Below are 20,900 nucleotides of genomic sequence, written 5' to 3'. Positions count from 1 at the left end.
CCCCTTATGCTTAACTCGTTTGGTATTGTGCTTCGAGCCTGTAAATCGGCTGCCCTTTTTTCGAGAATTTTTCTTCGTATTCTGTCATGATGTTCCATTCCGGTTCTCCGGCGTGCAAATCCAATGACACATATTTCAGCAGCATGCCGTATTCCGAAACGCTGGTCAGCGAATATTCGAATAGGCCGCGGTTGTCTGTTTTGAAATGGATTTCGCCGTTTTGCGGTAGCACCACTTCATACAGCGCCAAAAAAGTATCATGGGTCAAACGGCGTTTGGCGTGGCGTTTTTTCGGCCACGGATCCGAGAAGTTCAAATACAGCCGGTCCACTTCGCCTTTTTCAAAAAACTCGGTCATGTCTTTCGCGTTGACGCGCAGCAATCTTAAATTCGGAATGCCGCCTTCTTCTTCCAATATCGTCTCAAGTGCACTGACGATGACGCTGTCGAACAACTCGATGCCGATGTAATTGATCGAGGGATTCTGCTTGGCCATGCCGATGATGAAACGGCCTTTCCCAGTCCCTGCTTCGATATGAAGCGGATTGTTATTGCCGAATACTTCCTGCCATTTGCCTTTTTGCTGATCCGGATTCGGAATCAGGATTTCTGGATGGGCTTCCATCAGATCTGAAGCCCAAGGTTTAAAACGTGTTCTCATAGTACATCCTCTTTCTTTCCATTATTTATCGCATTCCATCGGCACTTGCTGACGCCGTAGTGGATTGGCTCATTTTCAGGGCTTTTGCCGGCATAATCGCCGTCGATGTGGCGATATACTTGCCGATCTGTTTTCAAACGGAATCGGCTTGCGCTGAGCTGAATCACTTCTTTGAACCTCGTATGGGTTCCAGTAAAAACCGTACCAAACACCAGCAGCAGTTTCAAGCGTGATATCCCGCTGACAATGGTCAATTCCAGCACCCCGTCTCCGGTTTCGGAGTTGGGTGAAATTTTCATGCCGCCTCCGAAATAAGGCTGGTTGCTGACAGTCGCCAGCCAAACGTCTGTAAAACGCTGTTCTTTGCCATCTATCTCCACTGACAAATCGAATTTCTCAAAGCGGAACAATGTGCGGATGACATAAAGCAAGTAAACCAGTTTTCCCGCTCCTACTTTATTGAGCACCTTTTTGGCCAGCGAACGATTGACCATTGTGGATATTTCAGCGTCAAAGCCGATGCCTGAACTGCTCGCGAACCGGAACGATTCCGAATCCCTGAATTCCCCAAGGTCTTGCACGCGGCTTGAAGGCTCCTTCAAAAACTCTGCAACCGACTCGGCGTTTCTGAATGAATAAAACCCCCGGCTGAAATCGTTGCCGGACCCGGCAGCGACAGAACCCACGATCAAGTTCGGTGTACCCGCTGCGCCGGCTATGATTTCACGCATCGTGCCATCGCCGCCGAAGCCGATGAGCAGCATCGGTTCATCCCTTTCACGGAGCCGCGCAATCGCTTCTTGCGCATGTCCCGCATATTGCGTAAAGAGCAATTCATGCGGAAACGCTGCGGTTTGTTTGAATTTATTCCATTTTTTTGCTGCATTGCCGTTGCCGGCTGTCGGATTGACGATAATGATTGTTTTCATGGGACCTCTCTTTTGGCGTCAGACGCCTTCCTGCAATCGGTAAGTTGCTTGCGGCACATATTTGCGCATGTTTTGCGGTTCGATGCGGAACAATGAAAATTCCTCGACGCGAAATGAAATGGGCGGCAGTTCGAACACCGACGCCTCTTCCATCTCTTTTCCGCCCGCCCATTTGGCAGCCAACGTGATATGCGGTACGAATGGCTTTTGGTCCGATGACAAATCGAATTTTTGCGTGATTTCTCTGACCTTTTCCTGCAGCGCCATCAGCGGTGCACTGTCCTCAATAGCGGCGTAGATGATGCGCGGCGTCTGCGGGTTGCCGAACGTCTTGACGCCGGTTATCGCCAAATCAAAAGGCGCTTGCGAGATCTCCTCTAGCGCTTGAGCCGCTGCTTGCAGCTGAGTTACTTCCGCACTGCCGATAAACAACAGCGTAACATGCATATCCTGCGGCCGCGTATACTTTTTATGGCTCTGCAGCACCCATTGCCCGCGCGCCTCTGCCAACTTTTTTGCGGCCGCTTCCGGAACATTGATCCCGATAAAATAATGTGTTTGCATAATCATCACCTTTTACAAGTTTACCACTTGCGCGTCCACAAAAAAATAGTGATCGGCTTTCGCCGACCACATTACATTTTAACTGCTAGTTTCAAGTTTGCTTCGAATGATTGCTGAAGCTTTTTCGTCAACTCTCCAGGAATTCCTTGTCCGATCGGCTCACCGTCGATTTCGACGATTGGCATGATTTCAGCTGTTGTCGAAGACATAAAGAACTCATCCATAGCCAATGCCTGCGTTTTTGTGAACGCCATTTCTTGCACTTTGATGCCAAGGTCTTGGCTGAGCTGTAAGATCACTCTTCTTGTAATGCCATTCAAGATTAAGTTTGTTGCTGGATGCGTATAAATGATTCCGTCTTTCACGCCGTACATATTCGAAGAAGAACCTTCCGTGACGACTTCCCCACGATGAAGAATGGCTTCAAAACCGCCTTTTTCATGCGCTTCCTGTTTCGCCATGACATTCCCCAGCAAGTTCAAGCTCTTGATGTCGCAGCGCAGCCAGCGGACATCCTCGATAAACGCACCTTTCGCACCGTTGCGCATCAATTCAAGCGGGCGCTCGACCGTTTTTGTATACGCTACAACTACCGGCGAAGTCGACTCCGGGAAATGATGCTGGCGAATGGCATGCCCGCGGGTGATTTGGACATAAACCTGGCCGTTATTGATTTCGTTCATTTCAACCAAATCATGGAGCATTTTGTGGAAAACGTCTTTTGTGTAAGGGATGATGATTTTGATTTTTTCCGCGCTTTCGTAAAAACGGTCAATATGCTCTTCCGCTGTATACAAATTGCCTTCGTATACGCGGACGACTTCATAAATGCCGTCTCCGAATTGATAGCCACGGTCTTCTTTTGAAATGTTCAATTCTTCTTCTCGAATAAAATCTTCATTATGCAAAATCCAGTTCATACAGCATCCCTCTTTCATTGTTGTTTGCAAGCCAATTGATAAATCGCTTCCGCGTAAATTGCAACGGCTTTCAGTAAATTTTCGATATCCACAAATTCATCCGCCTGGTGGGCGACGTCTTTCTCTCCGGGAAACAGCATCCCGAATGCCACCCCTTTATCAAGGACACGCGCGTAAGTTCCGCCGCCAATGGCCAGCAATTCTGCCTTGTCGCCGGTCTGCTTTTCATATGCCGACTGCAGCGTTTTGATAAAGGGGTCTGCGGCGTCCACGTGGTGTGGAGGCGAGTTCGAAGCCACGCTGAGCGCAAAGCCTTCCGGTATATCGACTTTGATTTTTTCAGCGAAGGGGTAGGAAATCGAATAGCGCATGCTCACTTCAATTATTGCTTTCTTGCCGTATTCATAACGTATGACGCCCGCGTTCAGCGTCGTGTCGCCAGACACGTCGTCTTTGAAATCGAGGCCAAGCTTGCGCCCGCGTGAATCGTTGTAAAAATGGTCCGTCAGAAAAGCTGTAAACCGGCCGCCGTCTCCTGCAAGCCGCTCTTTCAAAAGCAGCGCCAGCAAGATTCCGGCATTGACGCCATCTTCCGGCTCCATGGCATGGGCGGATTTGCCGTTCACCGTTAATTTCACTTGAGCACCAAGGACTTCCGCAACACCTGCCACACCATGCTGTGCCAGAAACTTTTCAAAATCCGGCTGCCACTCTGTAAGTGTACCTGCAACGACTGCTTCCGCCAAATCTGGCACCATATTGGTCCGGTTGCCGGACACGAAACTTTTCAGCGCATCCCGCGACTGCCAAGAAGCCATGGCCAGCACGAGTGAGGCAATCCCTTTTTCCGCATTGATAATTGGAAAATCAGCATCCGGTGCAAAGCCGATCGCCGGCATTTCCTCCGTTTCGAAATAACGATCGACGCAGCGGAAGCCGCTTTCTTCGTCTGTCCCGATGATGAGTCGCACTCGCTTTGTAAATTCGAAGCCGGCGTCTTTCACCAAATTCAATGCTGCCCAGGCGGCAATTGTCGGCCCTTTGTCGTCAATCGCTCCGCGCCCGTAAAGCTTGCCGTTATCCACAATGCCGCCGAATGGATCTTTTGTCCAGCCGGCCCCTGCAGGCACGACATCGACGTGGCCGAGAATTCCAAGAAGCTCTTCCCCGCTGCCAGTTTCAATATGGCCAGCCACGTCCGCGACATTCTTCACTGTGTATCCCAGCGCGACGCCTTTATCCAAAAACCATTGGAGCGCTTTTTTGACGTCTTTGCCGAATGGCGCATCTGGAGCAGCCTCTTCGCTTAACACACTCGGTATCGCGATCAATTCCTGCAAATCCTTGATGATGCTGTCTTTGCGCTTTTCCGCCTCTAGTTGCCAATCCATAAACCACACTCCTGTATCAAACTCGGTTGACGCTTTCTGTTTGTCCGTTTAATTAAAGCTATTGTACACCTTTTACGAATAAATAAAAGAACTTCGGGCTAATTTGTCAGAAAATGCTTTGTAACGATTGTATAAGTTGTGTTAAGAAAAAGAGAAAATCGTAGATATCTAGTTGTTTATTGGCTATAATTAAATTGTCAGACAAATACATCTGGCACAATTTTTAAGAAAAGGGGATGTCGTTGGCATTAATTTCAAATTAGCCGGGGTTCGCCCGGCGCTTCGTCCGCTTGTCTTTGCCAATTGGAAAAAAGATGAAGGAGTGATCTCTCTTTGAAACCAACAACTGATCGCATGCTAATTCGCATCAAAGATATGTATAAGTACATCCGTGATAACGGAACTGTAACTACGCAAGATCTTGTCGATGAATTCGGCATCACTCCTCGCACCATTCAAAGAGATTTGAATGTGTTAGCCTTTAACGACTTGGTGGAAAGCCCAATTCGAGGCAAATGGACTACGACGCAAAAAAAAGTCAAAATGACATCCTAGAAAAATCTTGAAAACAAAGAAAATGACCGCAGCTTATGCGGTCATTTTCTTGTTTTCAAAGAGTCGAGCTCTTCTTCACTTAGGTGCCGGTATTCGCCAAGCTTCAGCGAAGGATCAAGTTCTAGTGATCCCATTGACAGCCGCTTCAAGTAGATAACTTCCTTGCCGACGCTTTGAAACATGCGCTTGACCTGGTGAAACTTCCCTTCAGTGATCGTCAATTCGATTTCCGATTGTGCAGCACTAAGGAGGATTTCGAGCTGTGCAGGTTTCGTTACATAGCCGTCATCCAGCATGACGCCGCGCTTGAATGCTTCGCCGTCCTCATCCGTCACCAGCCCATCAATTTTCGCAAAATAACGTTTGTCAACGTGTTTTTTCGGCGACAGCAATTCATGCGCCAACTTGCCGTCATTTGTCAGCAGCAGCAATCCCTCGGTATCCTTGTCGAGCCGGCCGACCGGAAACGGTTCATATTGCTGTTCGTCTGGCCCCAGCAAGTCGATGACCGTCTCATCGTATTTGTCCTCGGTCGCCGAAATGACGCCCGGGGGTTTATTCATCACCAGATAGATGAATTCTGCGTATTCCACCTTTTCGCCCCCGACAGAAACTTCGTCTTTTGTTTCATCGACGTGGACCTTCGGATCTCTGACGGTTTCGCCGTTCACTTCCACCGCTTTCGACTTCAATAATATCTTCACTTCTTTGCGTGAGCCAAAGCCCATATTCGATAAAAATTTATCTATTCGCATGTGGGCCTCCTAGAAACCGAATTTCTTCGTATATTTCGTCAAGCGTTCGCCTAGCAGTTTCTGCGCAATCCCTGTCTTCAAACCAAGGAAGCCGTAAACCGCTCCGCCGACTGCACCGACAATCAAGATGCGGGCAACCGAATGCAATTTCGTGTCCATGCCAAGGAAAAGGTCAAGTACAGCAAGCGTGCCGTATACAGACACTGCCATCGCTGCGCTCATCAGCGCGATGAGGAACAGGCGTCGCAGCACCATATCCGATTTGTATTTCAGCGTCACTTTGATGACAATGAGGTTCATGCCGATCGCGACAACATAGCCGATAATCGTCGCAGCAATCGCACCGTCTGTTTCAAAAAGCTTGATCAGCGGAATGTTCAACGCCAATTTCAGCAGCAAGCCGGTCAATAAATTCAAGATAATCCATTTTTGCTGGTTGATTCCTTGTAAGATTGATGCCGTTACCGGGAACAATGCGAACAAAAGGGCAACCGGCAAGTAATGGGCAAGAATTTCAGCACCCGCATCGCTTATTTCATAGAAGATGTGATAAAGTTCAGCCGATAACAGGGTCATGCCGACCACTGCCGGCAATGTCAGGAACAATAGAATCTGGAATGCCTGATCCAAAGTTCTGTTGACGGATTGGTGCTGATTTGTCGTGAAGTATTTTGTGATCAACGGAATCAGGGCCATTGAGAATCCTGTCGCCAGCATTACCGGAATCATCACCAGTTTATGGGCTGTAAAGTTCAGCATGCTCAAGTAAATGCTTGAATTGGCAGCATTGTCAGTAGACGCCATTGCATTATTGAATGTCAGCATGTCGATAAACTGAAACAGCGGATTGGCAATTCCGAGAAATACGACAGGCACTGCATAAATTGCAATTTCTTTGTACATGTCACGCAAACTGACGTCATACGATTCTACCGAACTTTTGCGAAGTTCATCGTATTCCGGCTTGCGCTTTTTCCAGTAATAAAACAACACAAGAACTCCGCCAAGCGCACCGATGAACGCCGACAATACTGCAAACTGCACAGCGTTTTCCTCTGTACCGCCAAACACATTCAATACGAGGTAAGCACCCGCCAATAGGAAGACGATGCGCACGATTTGTTCAATCAGCTGGGACACAGCTGTCGGCATCATGAAGTTATAGCCTTGGAAGAATCCGCGGAACAAGCTCATGAACGGTACGACGATCAACGCAAAACTCACCCACTGGATCACTTCTTTAATGTCTTGGACCGAATGGATTTTTTCATTTTCATCTATCGTGAGTTCTGCCAGCGGGCCAGCAAAAAGGTAAAGCGCAAGGAATGACACAAAACCGGTGATCATCATCGTCAGCAAGCCAGATTTCAATAGCCTGCGGCCGGTTTCATAATCACCGAGCGAATTGTATTTTGCGACGAATTTGGAAAACGCGATCGGCGCTCCGGAAATCGCCAGCGACAGCATCAAATTATAAGGTATGTACGCATATTGATAGAGGCCGATATTCTCTTCCCCGACCATGCTGTAAAACGGGATAACGTAAATGATGCCAAGGACTTTTGATAAGAATAAACCTAAGGTTAAAATGGCGGTTCCTTTGATTAATGTTGACATTTTGCACTTCCTGACTTGAGATGATAAAAAAACAATCTACACGCTAGTTTACACCTATAAACTAAATTACTCAACGAGTTTTGACGCATCGTGTATACTTGAGAAAAGCGGAAGCACCTGTTCAGCTCCGGCAGGCAAGATATGGTCCGAATTTCATTTGGACCATATCTTTGCGACAAAGAACGAAGTGCTGCAAAGCACTTTTGTCTCGAAGCTAGCGCAGCGTTGCAGAGACAGGGACAGGAGCAATAAGGTTTTGACAGAACAGCGAAGTGGCGTTCTTTGCCGCACAGCTGGACTGGCTGATGACCGAGGAGCTAGGCGCTGGAGTCTGGACACTAATAAAAACGAAAGCGAGTTCTTAAATTATGTATGACGTAATCATCATCGGCGGCGGACCATCAGGATTGATGGCTTCGATCGCCGCGGCTTCTAACGGCCAACAGGTTTTATTGATTGAAAAAGGCAAAAAACTCGGCAAGAAACTGATCATCTCCGGCGGCGGCCGCTGCAATGTCACCAACCGCCTGCCATTGGAAGAAATTGTGAAGCATATTCCCGGAAACGGCCGTTTTCTTTACAGCCCGTTTTCCGTGTTCAATAACGAAGACATCATCTCTTTTTTCGAGGGGCTCGGCGTAGCGCTAAAAGAAGAAGACCACGGCCGCATGTTCCCTGTTTCAGACCGGGCGCAGGACGTCGCGGAGGCTATGTTCAAAGAAATGGACCGCCTCCATGTTAAAGTGATGCTCGATTCCCCCGTCAAAAAATTATTGATGACTGACGAAAAAATTACCGGCGTGCGGCTGCATTCCGGTGAAGAATACACCGCGAAAGCCATTGTAGTCGCAGTTGGCGGAAAAGCCGTGCCGCAAACTGGTTCAACCGGCGACGGCTATCCGTGGGCCGAAAAAGCGGGCCACACGGTCACCGACTTGTACCCGACAGAAGTGCCGCTTCTTTCGAAAGAACCCTTTATCACAAGCCGCGAACTCCAGGGTCTCGCGCTGCGCGACGCCGCAGTTTCCGTGCTCAATAAAAAAGGAAAACTTCTCGTCACCCACCAAATGGATATGCTGTTCACCCATTTCGGCCTCAGCGGCCCTGCTGTGCTGCGCTGCAGCCAGTACGTCGTCAAGGAAATGAAGAAGAACGGCGGCGAGCCAGTGGAAATGCGCATCAATACGCTGCCGGGTGAAAATGCCGAATCGGCGTTCCAAATGCTGTCGAAGATGATGAAAGACGAGCCGAAAAAAGCCGTCAAAAATGTTTGGAAAAGCACCACCCAGGAACGCTGGCTGCTGTTTCTGCTCGAGCGCGCCGGAATCGATCCGCAAGCGGTCGGTGCAGAACTCGCGAGCGACAAAGTACGCGTATTAGCCCAGCAATTGACTGCGTTCTCGATGTTAGTAAATGGTACGCAACCGATCGAAAAAGCGTTTGTCACCGGAGGAGGCGTTTCCATCAAGGAAATCGAGCCGAAAACGATGGCTTCGCGCAAAAAGCCTGGCCTTTATTTCTGCGGGGAAATCCTTGATATCCACGGCTACACCGGAGGCTATAACATTACATCCGCTTTGGTGACCGGCAACGTCGCCGGGCAAAGCGCTGCGGCGTTTGCCAAAACACTTTAATTTTATACTCGGCTGTCCGCTTTTGCGGACGGCTTTTCTAATAGGACCGAAACTGTGGGTGAAAAGATGCCGATTTTTGATTTGTTTGCGGAATAAAGCATTTGTTTGCGGAATACGTCGGTTTGTTTGCAGAATACGGGGTTTTATTTGCAGTATCCGCGATTTGTTTGCAGAATCCGCCGGTTTACTTGCAGTAAATCGAAAACACTTGCAGCATCCTCTTTTTACTTGCGCTATCCCCTGCTTTACTTGCGGCAAACAGCCGTTTACTTGCAACTGCACAAAAAAGCCTGTCCGCCGCCGGACAGGCTTTTCCTTATTTTTATGAAATGACGACGTTGACCAATTTCCCTGGAATCGCGATCACTTTGCGGACTTGTTTGCCTTCCGCAGCTTTCTGGATCGCTTCGTCAGCTAATGCTGCGGCTTCCAACTCTTCTTTAGTGCTGTCTTTTGCGACAACGATTTTCGTACGCACTTTGCCGTTCACTTGAACCACAACTTCGACTTCGTCTTCGATCATTTTCGACTCGTCGAATTCAGGCCAAGTAGCATAAGTAATTGTTTCAGCATGGCCCAATTTCTCCCATAGCTCTTCAGCTACATGCGGAGCGATTGGGGACAATAATTTCACAAAGCCTTCGACATATTCTTTCGGAATCGAATCGGCTTTATAGCCTTCATTGATAAAAACCATCATTTGCGAAATGGCGGTATTAAAGCGCAGGCCATCGAAATCCTCGGTCACTTTTTTGACGGTCTGGTGATAGACTTTCTCCATTTTGCCGTCGTTCGAGTCCGTAACTCTCGGGCTCAATGTGCCTTCTTCGATCAACAAGCGCCATACGCGGTCCAGGAAGCGGCGCGCGCCGTCCAAACCGTTCGTCGACCAGGCGATTGATGCTTCAAGCGGCCCCATGAACATTTCGTACAAGCGCAGCGTATCCGCGCCGTGGCTTTCAATGATCTGGTCAGGGTTGACGACATTGCCTTTGGATTTCGACATTTTCTCATTGCCTTCGCCGAGGATCATCCCCTGGTTGAACAATTTCTGGAACGGCTCTTTTGTTGAAACCACACCGATGTCGTAAAGCACTTTATGCCAGAACCGTGCGTACAATAAATGCAATACCGCGTGCTCCGCTCCGCCAATATAAACATCAACCGGCAGCCAGTGTTTCAATAATTCCGGATCCGCCAATGCTTCTTCGTTGTTCGGATCGATGTAGCGTAAATAATACCAGCAGCTTCCTGCCCATTGCGGCATCGTATTCGTTTCGCGGCGGCCTTTCATGCCCGTTTCCGGATGCACGACATTGACCCATTCCGTAATATTCGCAAGCGGCGATTCGCCCGTGCCGCTCGGTTTGATGTCTGTCGTCACCGGCAGCATCAATGGCAAGTCTTTTTCATCGACTGGCGTCATCGTGCCGTCTTCCCAGTGGATGATTGGAATCGGTTCTCCCCAGTAGCGCTGGCGGCTGAACAGCCAATCACGTAAGCGGTAGGTGATTTTCTTCTCGCCTGCGCCGTGCTCGACAAGCCAAGCAATCGATGCTTCAATCGCGTCTTTTTTGTTCATGCCGTTCAAAAAGTCTGAATTAACCAGCTCGCCGTCGCCTGCAAATGCCTCCGTCGAAATATCGCCGCCCGAAACAACTTCCACGATCGGCAAGTCAAATTGCTTGGCGAATTCGTAATCGCGCTCGTCGTGAGCTGGAACCGCCATAATGGCACCTGTGCCGTAAGTGGCCAAGACATAATCAGCGATCCAGATCGGCATTTTTTCGCCGCTGACCGGGTTGACTGCGTAAGCTCCAGTGAACACGCCGGATTTCGATTTTGCCAAATCCGTGCGCTCCAAGTCGCTTTTCGTTTTCACGTCGTCGATGTATTTTTCGACTGCTTCTTTTTGGCTTGCTTCCGTAATGGACGCCACCAATTTATGTTCCGGTGCCAATACAGCGTATGTGGCTCCGAAAATCGTATCCGGCCGTGTCGTAAACGCCCGGAATGAATGCTCCGTGCCTTCCACTTTGAATTCAAGCTCTGCGCCTTCGGATTTGCCGATCCAGTTGCGCTGCATGTCTTTCAAGCTTTCCGGCCAGTCCAAGTCGTTCAAATCTTCTAGCAAGCGGTCTGCGTATTCGGTAATGCGAAGCACCCATTGGCGCATCGGCCGGCGCTCGACCGGATGGCCGCCGCGCTCGGATAGGCCGTCGATCACTTCTTCGTTCGCAAGCACAGTGCCGAGTGCCGGGCACCAATTCACTGCCACTTCGTCGACATACGCCAAGCCTTTATTGTACAGCTGGATGAAAATCCACTGCGTCCATTTATAGTATTTTGGGTCTGTCGTATTCACTTCGCGGTCCCAGTCATACGAGAAGCCGAGTTCTTGGATCTGGCGCTTGAACGTCGCGATGTTTTTCGCCGTAAATTCGGCCGGGTCGTTGCCCGTATCCAACGCATATTGCTCTGCAGGCAGACCGAATGCGTCCCAGCCCATTGGATGCAAAACGTCGAAGCCTTGCATGCGTTTTTGGCGGCTTAAAATATCCGTCGCCGTATAGCCCTCGGGATGCCCCACGTGCAAACCGGCACCAGATGGGTATGGAAACATATCCAACGCGTAAAATTTCGGTTTAGAAAAATCCGTTTCCAATTTGAACGTTTTGTTTTGTTCCCAATGTTTCTGCCATTTTTTCTCGATTTCCTTGTGCTTGAATGTCATGTCCAGTTCCTCCTCGATTTAAAACAGGATCAGCAAACGCTGCTCCACTTGCAAGCTTTGGCATCCGAAGCAAAAATAAAAACTCCCGTCCCTTGAAATAAGGGACGGGAGTTTTCCCGCGGTGCCACCCAAATTAGCGGTTTCCCACTCAACTTGACTCCTTAACGCGGAAAACGGTGCAGCCTACTTGGTTTCGGCTGCACAGACTCTGAGGTGAGTTCAATCGTTTTTGACACCGGCTCGCACCTGCCGCCGGCTCTCTGTCGACAAAAAACAATTTACTGATCCTCTTCACTGTCAAAAGCTATTAAAGTTAATTTTAGCGGACGCACTGTTTTTTGGCAATAGCTTACGATACTTTCACGTTATCCGTATTCAACGGCGCATCGGTAGAGTCGATGATGTCTTGGACTGTAAAGCCTTCGAACACTTCAATCAGCACCAAGCCGTTTTCCGTTACTTCCATCACTGCGCGTTCTGTGATGATTTTGTTGACGACGCCTTTGCCTGTCAACGGCAGCTCGCATTGCTTCTTGATTTTGGAAGAACCGTCTTTCGCCACATGATCCATGATAACGATAACTTTCTTCGCACCGTGCACCAAGTCCATCGCGCCGCCCATACCTTTGATCATTTTCCCTGGAATCATCCAGTTGGCCAAATCGCCGTTCTCAGCCACTTCCATGCCGCCTAAAATAGCGACATCGATATGGCCGCCGCGGATCATCGCGAACGATTCCGCGCTGGTGAAATAAGCCGCGCCCGGAATTGCCGTGACAGTTTCTTTCCCTGCATTGATCAAATCAGGATCTACTTGGTCTTCAGTCGGGTATGGCCCGATTCCAAGCAATCCGTTTTCCGATTGCAGCACTACGCTTTTATTGTCAGAAATGAAATTGGCGACCAATGTTGGCATGCCGATCCCCAGGTTGACATAGTCTCCGTCTTTGATTTCCTGCTCCGCGCGGCGGGCAATGCGTTCTCTCACTAAGTTCTTATCCACAGTCTTCCCGTCCTTTCCTATCCTTATCGAGTTGTCAGGCGTTCGATTCGTTTTTCCTGTTTCGCTTTCAGCAAACCTTGGACGTAAATGCTCGGCGTCTGAACGTGGTTCGGATCGATGTCGCCCGTCTCCACAATTTCTTCCACTTCCGCAATTGTGATTTTCCCTGCAGCCGCAGCAAGCGGGTTGAAATTCTGTGCCGTTTTGTTGTAGACGAGGTTCCCCATCTTGTCGGCTTTATGTGCGCGCACCAAAGAGAAATCCGCTTTCAATGCGTGCTCAAGGACATATTCCTTGCCGTCGAATTCGCGGATTTCTTTGCCTTCAGCAATCATCGTGCCGACGCCAGCTGGCGTGAAGAATGCCGGGATTCCGGCTCCGCCTGCACGCATTTTTTCAGCTAATGTGCCTTGCGGAGTCAATTCCACTTCGATCTCACCCGATAACACCTGGCGTTCGAATTCTTTGTTTTCGCCGACATAAGAGCCGATCATTTTCTTGATTTGTTTATTTTTCAATAACAGTCCCAAACCCCATTCGTCGACACCACAGTTGTTTGAGATTACTGTAAGGTCTTTAACCCCTTTATCTACTAACGCCAAAATCAATTGCTCGGGGATTCCTACCAATCCAAAACCGCCGACCATAATTGTCGCGCCGTCTTGAATTTGGGCAACTGCTTCTTTGGCAGATCCATATATCGGTTTCATTTCAAGTGGCCTCCATTCATCTATGTACTGAATTATTTAAATTAAAGCGCTTTCCTTTTTAATTTAAACAAACTCCTCTTTAAAACGCAATATCTAAGAATTACGACTACCGCCATTGCGGCATGCCATTGTCGAGGCTTTTCAGGCCGTGATACAATAACCGCAGAGGAGTTGTTAGACGATGGATCATCTTTTGCCTTTTTCTTCCGATGGCAAACGCTATTATACGTGGAACCGCCACTTGCGGGACCATTTTGGTTTTAAGGTCATGAAAATCGCTTTGGACGCGGGCTTTGACTGCCCGAACCGCGACGGCACTGTCGCTTTTGGCGGCTGCACATTCTGCAGCGTGGCCGGCTCCGGCGATTTTGCCGGCGACCGTGTCGATCCAATTGATGTGCAATTCGAGAAAGTAAAAACAACGATGCACCGCAAATGGAAAGATGCGAAATACATGGCTTATTTTCAAGCCTATACAAATACCCACGCCCCTCTTGACGTGATCAAGCAAAAGTTCGAAGCCGCGTTGGCGCAGGAAAATGTCATCGGCCTGAGCATTGCGACGCGTCCCGACTGCCTGCCCGACGACGTCGTCGATTATTTGGCGGAGCTGAATGAACGCACTTATTTATGGGTCGAGCTCGGCTTGCAGACGGTCCATGAAAAGACTGCGTTATTGGTCAACCGCGCGCATGACTTTAAGCTTTATGTGGAAGGTGTGGAGAAATTGCGGAAACACGGCATCCGCGTCTGCACACACATCATCAATGGCTTGCCGCTTGAAGATCGGGACATGATGATGGAAACTGCCCGCGAAGTGGCTAAACTGGATGTCCAAGGCATTAAAATCCATCTGCTTCATTTGCTGAAAGGCACGCCGATGGTCAAGCAATACGAAAAAGGTATGCTTGAATTTCTCGGCAAAGAGGAATACATCAAGCTGGTAGCTGACCAATTGGAAATACTGCCGCCTGAGATGGTCATTCAGCGCATTACCGGCGACGGGCCGATCGACTTGATGATCGGGCCGATGTGGAGCGCCAATAAATGGGACGTATTAAACGGCATCGATGCCGAACTTGCTGAACGCGGAAGCTGGCAAGGAAAACATTTCAAGGAGCGTGTGAAATCATGACATTGCAGCGCGTCCTGCCCTTCACCAAAAACTTATTGCAACAAGTTGTCTTAGCCGGCGATTCGGCAATCGACGCGACAGCCGGCAACGGCCACGATACCCTTTTCCTTGCGCAGCTTACCGGTCCTGCTGGAAAAGTGTTCGCATTCGATATTCAAAAGGAAGCAATCGACGCGACGCGGAAGCGTGTTGAGGATTTCCCAAATGTCGAGCTGTTCCACGCAAGCCATGCAGAGATATCAATGCATGTCCACGAGCCGATTTCTGCAGCAGTCTTCAATCTGGGCTATTTGCCGAAAGGCGACCACAGCATCATCACGAAATCCACAAGCACGCTTCAAGCCATTCAGCAAAGCTTGGAATTGTTGAAAGAAAACGGCTTGGTGCTTATCGTCATTTATTCCGGCCACGAAGGCGGAAGCGAAGAACGCGACGCCGTGATGGATTTCGTCCGTGCTTTGCCGCAAATTTCTTACGATGTTATGCGGTATGAATTTATCAACCAGCAGCATTCCCCGCCTTTTTTGATCGCCATTGAAAAAAAGCAGCCTAAGAAATCATGATTGCCCTTCTGGCATGTTAAAGGGCTATGCAAAACGGGTATAAGATATCCAACAGGCCAATAAAATGGAGGAGGAAACAACATGGACACAGCAATGTGGTTGTACATAGCATTAGCACTTGTCATAATTGGATTGATTGTAGCAGGAATCGGGGTTTTCCTTTTGATTAAAGGAATGAAGAAGCCGATGAAAGAAATTAAAGGTTCCGCTAACAACTTAAAAGAGCGGATGGATAAGCTCACTCTGGAAACAACGAGTCTGCAGCACCGAACCAACGAACTGAAAGAAGACATGAAAATGAAATCCGAAAAAATTGGCTTTGTTGTTGATGCAGCAAAAGGCACCAAGAATTCGGTCGTTGACCTGAACGCGACAGTCCATGCGATTACCACGAATATTTCATCGAAAGTATACCGCGACAAGAATAATGTTGCTCAAGCCAATCATTTGAGCAGCACAGCGATCGACTTAATCGAGTTTGCGAAAAACCGCAAATCTTCAAAAAAAATAGTTAACATTTACAGCGAAGAAAATTAATATGAAATGAAAAAAGGCAGCCGCATGGGCTGTCTTTTCATTTGGCTTTAACCATTGTAGCTATCCGTTTTCAATTTACCCCCTCATAAAGCCGCCTTCTGAATGAATGATTTGCCCCGTAATCCATTCCGCCTCTTCGCTGGCGAGAAATTTCACGAGCTTTGCAGCATCCCGTGGCTGTCCGAGCCTGCCCGTTGGGAATTTTGTTTCCAAAAAGCTTTTGGTTTCCGCTGTTGCCCACCCGGTATCGGTCGGACCTGGGTTCACGGCATTGACCGTAATGCCAAGCGGCGCAACTTCCGCGGAAAGCGTGAAAGTTAATGCATCGACCGCACCTTTTGTCACCGCGTAAGCCAACTCTCCAGCCATGGGGCCCTGAAACTGACCTGAAGTCATATTGATGATTCTGCCGCCAGCTTTTTTCTTAAAACGTTTCGCAAATCCCGCACTCAGCAAAGCCGTTGCCCGGACATTCACCTGGTAATGGCGGTCCAATTCGTCCGCTGTCAAACTGGAATAATCAGTAGCCGTCGAATACGCAGCATTATTGACCAATATGTCCGGTTCGCCGAGTTGGACTGAAACTCGGTCCAATAAAAGCTCCACAAAATGAGGGTGAGCCAAGTCCACTTCCAGGCTCGCCACCTTAATGCCTAATGCTGCGAGTTCCGCTTGCAGCTTTTGGGGTTCCTCTGCTTCTACTCCCCATGGCATGTTTTTATCGTATTCAGTCCAATATGTAAAAAAGATCTGGCAACCGCTTTCTGCCAATTCCCGGCAAATGGCTGCCCCGATGCCGTCCAACCGGCTGGCACCAGTAACAATTGCGATTTTCACCTTCTGCCTCCTCCTTTCAAACTAACAACCTGCAGTTACAAGTTAAAGCGCTTTTTCATTTCTTCCGCAATTAAGCGGTACGACGACAATTTGTCCTGGAAATCAAATGTGATCGTTGCAATCATTACTTCGGCCGCTCCATAGCCCGCAGCCAAGTTTTCCAAAGCATCCACTACCTGGACCGGATCGCCGACGATCATCCGTTTGCGGTTTTCTTCGACGAGCAATTTCTCGAATTTCGAAAAGGTATACGCCAACGCTTTTTCCGGTGCAGGCGTTCCCGAAAGCGGCTTGCTTTGTGCACCGAATGCCAATGCCATATCCATCGAAGCGGCTATTCGCTCGGCTTGTTCTTCAGTTTCCTGGCAGACTACGAAAATAGCAACAGCTTGATAATGGTTGTTTCCATTAAATGGCACAAATCGCTCGCGATAAGACAATGCGAAACTTTGTCCGCCTTCACCGTTGATAAATTGGGCGAACATATAAGGCAACCCTTTTTTCGCTGCCAATAACGCGGATTCTTGGCCTGAACCCAATATCCAAACCGGCGGTGCAGTGGCCGTTACAGGCGTCGCTTTCATGCCATAATATGGATGGTCTTCCGGAATCGCATCGTCCAGGTACATCCGCAATTCATCGATTTGTTCCGGGAAACGGCTCGCGTCCCGCGCTTTTCCGTCGTTCAATGCGTAGCTTGCACGCGGCATTCCGCCCGGCGCCCTGCCCATTCCGGCATCGATCCGTCCCGGATACAAAGCCTCCAAAAGCTTAAAATTCTCTGCGACTTTAAATGCCGAATAATGCGGCAGCATGACGCCGCCAGAACCCAGCCGGATCGTTTTCGTCACAGCTCCAAGATGGGCAATCAGCACTTCCGGACTCGAACCTGCCAGCGTCGCCGCATCGTGATGCTCTGAAACCCAAAAGCGTGTATAGCCCCATTCTTCGGCACGACATGCGAGTTCAGCCGTATTTTTCAACGCTTCCTGCGGCGTACTGCCTTCTGCTATAGGCGACTGATCTAAAATACTGAATTTCAATGACACATTATTCCTCCTTGCTTAGGGTTAATTCACAACATAGCCGATCAAGCGCAATGCATCTTTGACAAAGGAATGGTTTGCGGAAAATATTTCTTCCCGCTGCTGCTCCAAAAACAAATCGTGGCTGCAACCGGTCCATTCCTTGTAGCTGAACTGACCGAGCTCGCGGTCCTGCAGCCAGCGCTTGGCATAACTTTTATCTGCAATCCTGTCATTTCCTGCCGTTTGGACCATAACCGGAATATCCGGAAATCGCCTTTTCGCAGAAATGGATTTTTTCATATAAGAATGCAATTCGCGGTACCAGCCCATCGTCACAGCCGTGCGGTAGGAAGGGTCTCCGCTTTCTGATTCGATCGATTCCGGATTGCTCGTTAAGTCTTCAATTTTCAAACCGTGGTCAATGCGAAGGCTTCCCAACTTTGATAAAGCGGGCGCCAAGACAGAAGGGGTTTTCAGTAAATGGAGCCACGGCGAACTCAATATCACTCCAGCTACCGGAAAAGCTTTTTCGCCCAAAACATTCATCGCGATCGTCGCTCCGAGGCCATGGCCTAATACAAAAACCGGCAGCTCATTTTCCAAAGCAACCGTAATCGCCTGCTCCACTGATTTTTCGTAATCGTTAAAAGCTTCATTATGCGGCTTGCTGCCCGGAATTCCGCGGCCATGCCCTGGCAAGTCCCCCATGATGACATGGAAGCCTGCAGACCGCCATTGTTCGATCAGCCACGCATATTTCATGTGATGTTCGTATGCACTATGTACAAGGACCATTACCGCTTTCGCCTGTCCTTCCGCTTCCCATTTCCACAAATCCATCATCCCCTTATCTTCATATGAACGCCAATATTTTGACCTTTGCATCGAATTTGATAGGATTAAAGATAGTTATTAACTAATTTGGAGGTTTTCCCATGATTTATCCTTTCCACGGCAAACAGCCAGACATTCATCCTTCGGTTTTTATCGCGGACTTCGCGACGGTTACCGGTGACGTTACCATCGGCGCTGAATCTTCCGTCTGGTTCAATACCGTTATCCGCGGCGATGTCGCACCGACCATCATTGGCAATAAAACCAATATCCAGGATCTCTGTGTCTTGCACCAAAGCCCGAACAATCCGCTGATTCTTGAAGACAACGTAACCATTGGCCACCAAGTCACCTTGCACAGCTGCAAAATCCGCAAAGGAGCACTTGTCGGCATGGGTTCCGTCATTCTTGACGGCGCCGAAATCGGCGAAGGGGCATTTATCGGAGCGGGCAGCCTCGTTCCGCCTGGAAAAGTCATTCCGCCAGGCATGCTCGCCCTCGGCCGCCCCGCAAAAGTTGTCCGTGAACTAAAAGACGAAGACAAAGCAGACATGGAGCGAATCGTCCGCGAATATGCTGAAAAAGGTGCTTATTACAAATCGCTGCAAGAAAAATAAAAAGATTTTCTAGCCGGCCAAAAGCCGGCTTTTTTTAAGCTGCGCATTTTCCTGCAATGCAAACGAATTAATATCCATTATTTTTAGAATATTTAATTATTTACATTTATTCTATCATTTTTCTCCAACTATTCAATGGCTTATTGATGCTGTTCTTATTCAAAAAAAGACGACCGGCAGATTTGCCGATCGTCTTTTCTACTATTATATTAATTTATTCTGCAGCAACGCCTGATTGTTCTTTTAGGATTGCTGCTTTATCCGTACGTTCCCATGGCAGATCCACGTCCGTACGGCCAAAATGTCCGTATGCTGCAGTCTGCTTGTAGATTGGGCGGCGCAGGTCAAGCATTTTGATGATGCCAGCTGGACGCAAATCGAAGTTTTCGCGCACTAAGTCAATCAAAGTGTCTTCGCTTACTTTGCCTGTTCCGAATGTATCGATAGCGATTGAAACCGGGTGTGCTACCCCGATTGCGTAAGCCACTTGGACTTCACATTTGTCTGCAAGGCCTGCAGCAACGATGTTTTTCGCAACATAGCGTGCAGCGTATGCACCTGAACGGTCCACTTTAGTCGCATCTTTGCCTGAGAAAGCACCGCCGCCGTGGCGCGCATAACCGCCGTAAGTATCTACGATGATTTTGCGGCCAGTCAAGCCCGCATCTCCTTGTGGTCCACCGATAACAAAACGGCCTGTCGGGTTGATGAAGTATTTTGTATCCTCATCGATCAAATTAGCCGGAACGACTGCGTTGATGACATATTCTTTGATGTTGCGCTGAATCTGCTCAAGCGTCACTTCTGGGTGATGCTGAGTCGAGATGACGATTGTGTCAACGCGGAACGGTTTATTGTTTTCATCGTATTCGATCGTCACTTGCGTTTTGCCATCCGGACGCAAATATGGAAGGATCTCTTCTTTGCGCACTTCTGCAAGGCGGCGAGCCAGTTTATGTGCCAAGCTGATTGGCAATGGCATCAATTCTTCTGTTTCGTTAGATGCGTATCCGAACATCAGACCTTGGTCTCCTGCTCCGATTTCATCCAATTCTTTATCAGTCATTTGCCCTTCGCGTGCTTCAAGAGCCACGTTGACTCCCGCAGCAATATCCGCAGACTGCTCATCAATCGCTGTCAAAACAGCGCTTGTTTCAGAGTCGAAACCGTATTTCGCGCGTGTATAGCCGATATCTTTAACTGTTTGGCGCACTACTTTTGGGATGTCGACATACGTCGATGTCGTAATTTCTCCCGCAACAAGCACCAAACCTGTTGTTACTGTCGTTTCGCATGCTACCCGTGCGTTCGGGTCTGCTGCTAAGATTGCATCAAGGATGGCATCTGAGATTTGGTCACAGATTTTATCCGGATGTCCTTCTGTTACTGATTCTGATGTGAATAATTTACGGTTTGTCAAAAAAAGCTCCTCCTTATATCCTGCGAGATTGCTCTCGAAATTGATACGGTACTCGTTTTCCCATGTCAAGTCCGTTCCAGTCGAACTGGATTGAACTTCAAGCCGTTGTGGCCTTTGCACACGAGGATTAAGGGCGATTCATAAAAAAATCCCTTCACTCATAAATAAATGAGGAAAGGAAAAATCATCATAAGCACCTTTCACTCTTATCGTCCAAGGTTGAGTTCCTTGCTTCAGGTTTGGCACCTTCTCTGCAAATGCAGCAGGTTGCCGGGTTTCATAGGGCCTGTCCCCTCCACCAGCTCGGAATAAGAGTATCCGTACAATTTTTCATCATACGGAATGTATATAGTGATGTCAACGTTTTTAGCCAAATAGAAGTGCAAAACTTTATTGATCCACATGATGAATGGATTAATGCCAAATTATTGTTACTTTTTCATGTCACCGGGTTAT

At 48.6% G+C, this 20,900-nt stretch carries 20 protein-coding genes, 1 riboswitch and 1 other annotated feature; of the genes, 6 read left to right on the top strand and 14 right to left on the bottom strand.

Annotation, left to right across the window (positions count from 1 at the left end; genetic code table 11):
- Positions 1-10: 10 nt before the first annotated feature.
- The 5 genes from trmB to pepV all read right to left on the bottom strand — a co-directional run bounded on the left by trmB (position 11) and on the right by pepV (position 4,465).
- Entirely contained in the window at positions 11-661 is a 651-nt protein-coding gene (gene trmB, locus AC4EHB_RS00295) for a tRNA (guanosine(46)-N7)-methyltransferase TrmB (protein WP_490980380.1), read from the bottom strand.
- Positions 658-1,590 carry a diacylglycerol/lipid kinase family protein gene (locus tag AC4EHB_RS00290; RefSeq protein ID WP_490980379.1) on the bottom strand — a complete coding sequence of 311 codons (933 nt, stop codon included), beginning with the start codon at positions 1,588-1,590 and terminating at the stop codon, positions 658-660. Before AC4EHB_RS00290 ends, trmB begins: the two co-directional genes overlap by 4 nt.
- Positions 1,591-1,608: 18 nt before the next feature.
- Complete coding sequence (gene thpR, locus AC4EHB_RS00285; RefSeq protein WP_490973606.1) at positions 1,609-2,154, bottom strand: RNA 2',3'-cyclic phosphodiesterase; 546 nt, start codon at positions 2,152-2,154, stop codon at positions 1,609-1,611.
- 71 nt (positions 2,155-2,225) lie between these two features.
- Positions 2,226-3,074: a D-amino-acid transaminase gene (gene dat, locus AC4EHB_RS00280; RefSeq protein WP_490973605.1), complete on the bottom strand. Its 849-nt coding sequence runs from the start codon at positions 3,072-3,074 to the stop codon at positions 2,226-2,228.
- A 14-nt stretch (positions 3,075-3,088) separates the two neighbouring features.
- Positions 3,089-4,465 carry a dipeptidase PepV gene (gene pepV / locus AC4EHB_RS00275; RefSeq protein ID WP_490980378.1) on the bottom strand — a complete coding sequence of 459 codons (1,377 nt, stop codon included), beginning with the start codon at positions 4,463-4,465 and terminating at the stop codon, positions 3,089-3,091.
- A gap of 333 nt (positions 4,466-4,798) precedes the next feature.
- Between pepV and AC4EHB_RS00270 the strand changes: the two genes are divergently transcribed.
- Positions 4,799-5,020 carry a DeoR family transcriptional regulator gene (locus AC4EHB_RS00270; RefSeq protein ID WP_135500369.1) on the top strand — a complete coding sequence of 74 codons (222 nt, stop codon included), beginning with the start codon at positions 4,799-4,801 and terminating at the stop codon, positions 5,018-5,020.
- A 41-nt stretch (positions 5,021-5,061) separates the two neighbouring features.
- On the opposite strand, the gene AC4EHB_RS00265 is transcribed toward AC4EHB_RS00270, so the two are convergent.
- Positions 5,062-5,775 (bottom strand): pseudouridine synthase, encoded by a 714-nt coding sequence (locus AC4EHB_RS00265; protein WP_490980377.1) that lies wholly within the window; start codon positions 5,773-5,775, stop codon positions 5,062-5,064.
- Between the two features lie 9 nt (positions 5,776-5,784).
- Positions 5,785-7,392 (bottom strand): putative polysaccharide biosynthesis protein, encoded by a 1,608-nt coding sequence (locus tag AC4EHB_RS00260; protein WP_490980376.1) that lies wholly within the window; start codon positions 7,390-7,392, stop codon positions 5,785-5,787.
- A gap of 368 nt (positions 7,393-7,760) precedes the next feature.
- Here AC4EHB_RS00260 and AC4EHB_RS00255 point away from each other — a divergent pair, with 368 nt between their 5' ends.
- A complete protein-coding gene (locus AC4EHB_RS00255; protein WP_490980375.1) occupies positions 7,761-9,026 on the top strand; it encodes a BaiN/RdsA family NAD(P)/FAD-dependent oxidoreductase in 1,266 nt (421 codons plus the stop codon).
- A 322-nt stretch (positions 9,027-9,348) separates the two neighbouring features.
- Here AC4EHB_RS00255 and leuS read toward each other — a convergent pair whose 3' ends face one another.
- The 3 genes from leuS to AC4EHB_RS00240 form a co-directional block, all read right to left on the bottom strand.
- Complete coding sequence (gene leuS, locus AC4EHB_RS00250) at positions 9,349-11,760, bottom strand: leucine--tRNA ligase (RefSeq protein ID WP_490980374.1); 2,412 nt, start codon at positions 11,758-11,760, stop codon at positions 9,349-9,351.
- A 97-nt stretch (positions 11,761-11,857) separates the two neighbouring features.
- Positions 11,858-12,064 (bottom strand) — a binding site (T-box leader).
- 45 nt (positions 12,065-12,109) lie between these two features.
- Positions 12,110-12,763, bottom strand: a complete 654-nt coding sequence (locus AC4EHB_RS00245) for a 3-oxoacid CoA-transferase subunit B (protein ID WP_135500364.1) — start codon at positions 12,761-12,763, stop codon at positions 12,110-12,112.
- Between the two features lie 23 nt (positions 12,764-12,786).
- Positions 12,787-13,473, bottom strand: coding sequence for a CoA transferase subunit A (locus tag AC4EHB_RS00240; RefSeq protein ID WP_490980373.1), 687 nt, complete (start codon positions 13,471-13,473; stop codon positions 12,787-12,789).
- 181 nt (positions 13,474-13,654) lie between these two features.
- On the opposite strand from AC4EHB_RS00240, the gene mnmL reads away from it, so the two are divergent.
- The 3 genes from mnmL (at position 13,655) to AC4EHB_RS00225 (ending at position 15,708) form a co-directional block, all read left to right on the top strand.
- On the top strand, positions 13,655-14,608 hold the full coding sequence (gene mnmL, locus AC4EHB_RS00235) for a tRNA modification radical SAM protein MnmL/YtqA (protein WP_490980372.1): 954 nt from the start codon (positions 13,655-13,657) through the stop codon (positions 14,606-14,608).
- Complete coding sequence (mnmM, locus tag AC4EHB_RS00230) at positions 14,605-15,171, top strand: tRNA 5-(aminomethyl)-2-thiouridylate-methyltransferase MnmM (RefSeq protein WP_490973596.1); 567 nt, start codon at positions 14,605-14,607, stop codon at positions 15,169-15,171. Before mnmL ends, mnmM begins: the two co-directional genes overlap by 4 nt.
- 81 nt (positions 15,172-15,252) lie before the next feature.
- Positions 15,253-15,708 (top strand): DUF948 domain-containing protein, encoded by a 456-nt coding sequence (locus AC4EHB_RS00225; RefSeq protein WP_490973595.1) that lies wholly within the window; start codon positions 15,253-15,255, stop codon positions 15,706-15,708.
- Between the two features lie 75 nt (positions 15,709-15,783).
- Here the strand turns inward: AC4EHB_RS00225 and AC4EHB_RS00220 are convergent, their stop codons facing one another.
- Genes AC4EHB_RS00220 through AC4EHB_RS00210 form a run of 3 tightly spaced genes read right to left on the bottom strand, consistent with a single transcriptional unit; the run spans position 15,784 to position 18,416 of the window.
- Positions 15,784-16,545, bottom strand: a complete 762-nt coding sequence (locus AC4EHB_RS00220) for an SDR family oxidoreductase (RefSeq protein WP_490980371.1) — start codon at positions 16,543-16,545, stop codon at positions 15,784-15,786.
- A gap of 35 nt (positions 16,546-16,580) precedes the next feature.
- Positions 16,581-17,594 (bottom strand): LLM class flavin-dependent oxidoreductase, encoded by a 1,014-nt coding sequence (locus AC4EHB_RS00215; RefSeq protein ID WP_490980370.1) that lies wholly within the window; start codon positions 17,592-17,594, stop codon positions 16,581-16,583.
- Positions 17,595-17,615: 21 nt separating this feature from the next.
- Positions 17,616-18,416, bottom strand: a complete 801-nt coding sequence (locus tag AC4EHB_RS00210; RefSeq protein ID WP_490980369.1) for an alpha/beta hydrolase — start codon at positions 18,414-18,416, stop codon at positions 17,616-17,618.
- A gap of 92 nt (positions 18,417-18,508) precedes the next feature.
- On the opposite strand from AC4EHB_RS00210, the gene AC4EHB_RS00205 reads away from it, so the two are divergent.
- Positions 18,509-19,024 carry a gamma carbonic anhydrase gene (locus tag AC4EHB_RS00205; protein ID WP_490973591.1) on the top strand — a complete coding sequence of 172 codons (516 nt, stop codon included), beginning with the start codon at positions 18,509-18,511 and terminating at the stop codon, positions 19,022-19,024.
- A gap of 214 nt (positions 19,025-19,238) precedes the next feature.
- Here the strand turns inward: AC4EHB_RS00205 and metK are convergent, their stop codons facing one another.
- Positions 19,239-20,444: a methionine adenosyltransferase gene (gene metK / locus AC4EHB_RS00200; RefSeq protein WP_490973590.1), complete on the bottom strand. Its 1,206-nt coding sequence runs from the start codon at positions 20,442-20,444 to the stop codon at positions 19,239-19,241.
- A 203-nt stretch (positions 20,445-20,647) separates the two neighbouring features.
- A riboswitch (SAM riboswitch) is annotated at positions 20,648-20,759 on the bottom strand.
- Positions 20,760-20,900: the final 141 nt, after the last annotated feature.

This window comes from Planococcus sp. TJ-302, from assembly GCF_058268455.1.
The sequence above is the reverse complement of the archived record's forward strand: the minus strand, read 5'-3'. Positions and strand labels throughout refer to the sequence as shown.

Excerpts from the sequence above, each read along its gene's own strand:
- leuS (WP_490980374.1), bottom strand. The coding sequence starts at position 11,760 with ATGACATTCAAGCACAAGGAAATCGAGAAAAAATGGCAGAAACATTGG.
- AC4EHB_RS00240 (WP_490980373.1), bottom strand. The coding sequence starts at position 13,473 with ATGAAACCGATATATGGATCTGCCAAAGAAGCAGTTGCCCAAATTCAA.
- AC4EHB_RS00265 (WP_490980377.1), bottom strand. The coding sequence starts at position 5,775 with ATGCGAATAGATAAATTTTTATCGAATATGGGCTTTGGCTCACGCAAA.
- AC4EHB_RS00210 (WP_490980369.1), bottom strand. The coding sequence starts at position 18,416 with ATGATGGATTTGTGGAAATGGGAAGCGGAAGGACAGGCGAAAGCGGTA.
- pepV (WP_490980378.1), bottom strand. The coding sequence starts at position 4,465 with ATGGATTGGCAACTAGAGGCGGAAAAGCGCAAAGACAGCATCATCAAG.
- AC4EHB_RS00290 (WP_490980379.1), bottom strand. The coding sequence starts at position 1,590 with ATGAAAACAATCATTATCGTCAATCCGACAGCCGGCAACGGCAATGCA.
- AC4EHB_RS00205 (WP_490973591.1), top strand. The coding sequence starts at position 18,509 with ATGATTTATCCTTTCCACGGCAAACAGCCAGACATTCATCCTTCGGTT.
- AC4EHB_RS00255 (WP_490980375.1), top strand. The coding sequence starts at position 7,761 with ATGTATGACGTAATCATCATCGGCGGCGGACCATCAGGATTGATGGCT.
- AC4EHB_RS00225 (WP_490973595.1), top strand. The coding sequence starts at position 15,253 with ATGGACACAGCAATGTGGTTGTACATAGCATTAGCACTTGTCATAATT.
- AC4EHB_RS00260 (WP_490980376.1), bottom strand. The coding sequence starts at position 7,392 with ATGTCAACATTAATCAAAGGAACCGCCATTTTAACCTTAGGTTTATTC.
- mnmL (WP_490980372.1), top strand. The coding sequence starts at position 13,655 with ATGGATCATCTTTTGCCTTTTTCTTCCGATGGCAAACGCTATTATACG.
- thpR (WP_490973606.1), bottom strand. The coding sequence starts at position 2,154 with ATGCAAACACATTATTTTATCGGGATCAATGTTCCGGAAGCGGCCGCA.
- dat (WP_490973605.1), bottom strand. The coding sequence starts at position 3,074 with ATGAACTGGATTTTGCATAATGAAGATTTTATTCGAGAAGAAGAATTG.
- mnmM (WP_490973596.1), top strand. The coding sequence starts at position 14,605 with ATGACATTGCAGCGCGTCCTGCCCTTCACCAAAAACTTATTGCAACAA.
- trmB (WP_490980380.1), bottom strand. The coding sequence starts at position 661 with ATGAGAACACGTTTTAAACCTTGGGCTTCAGATCTGATGGAAGCCCAT.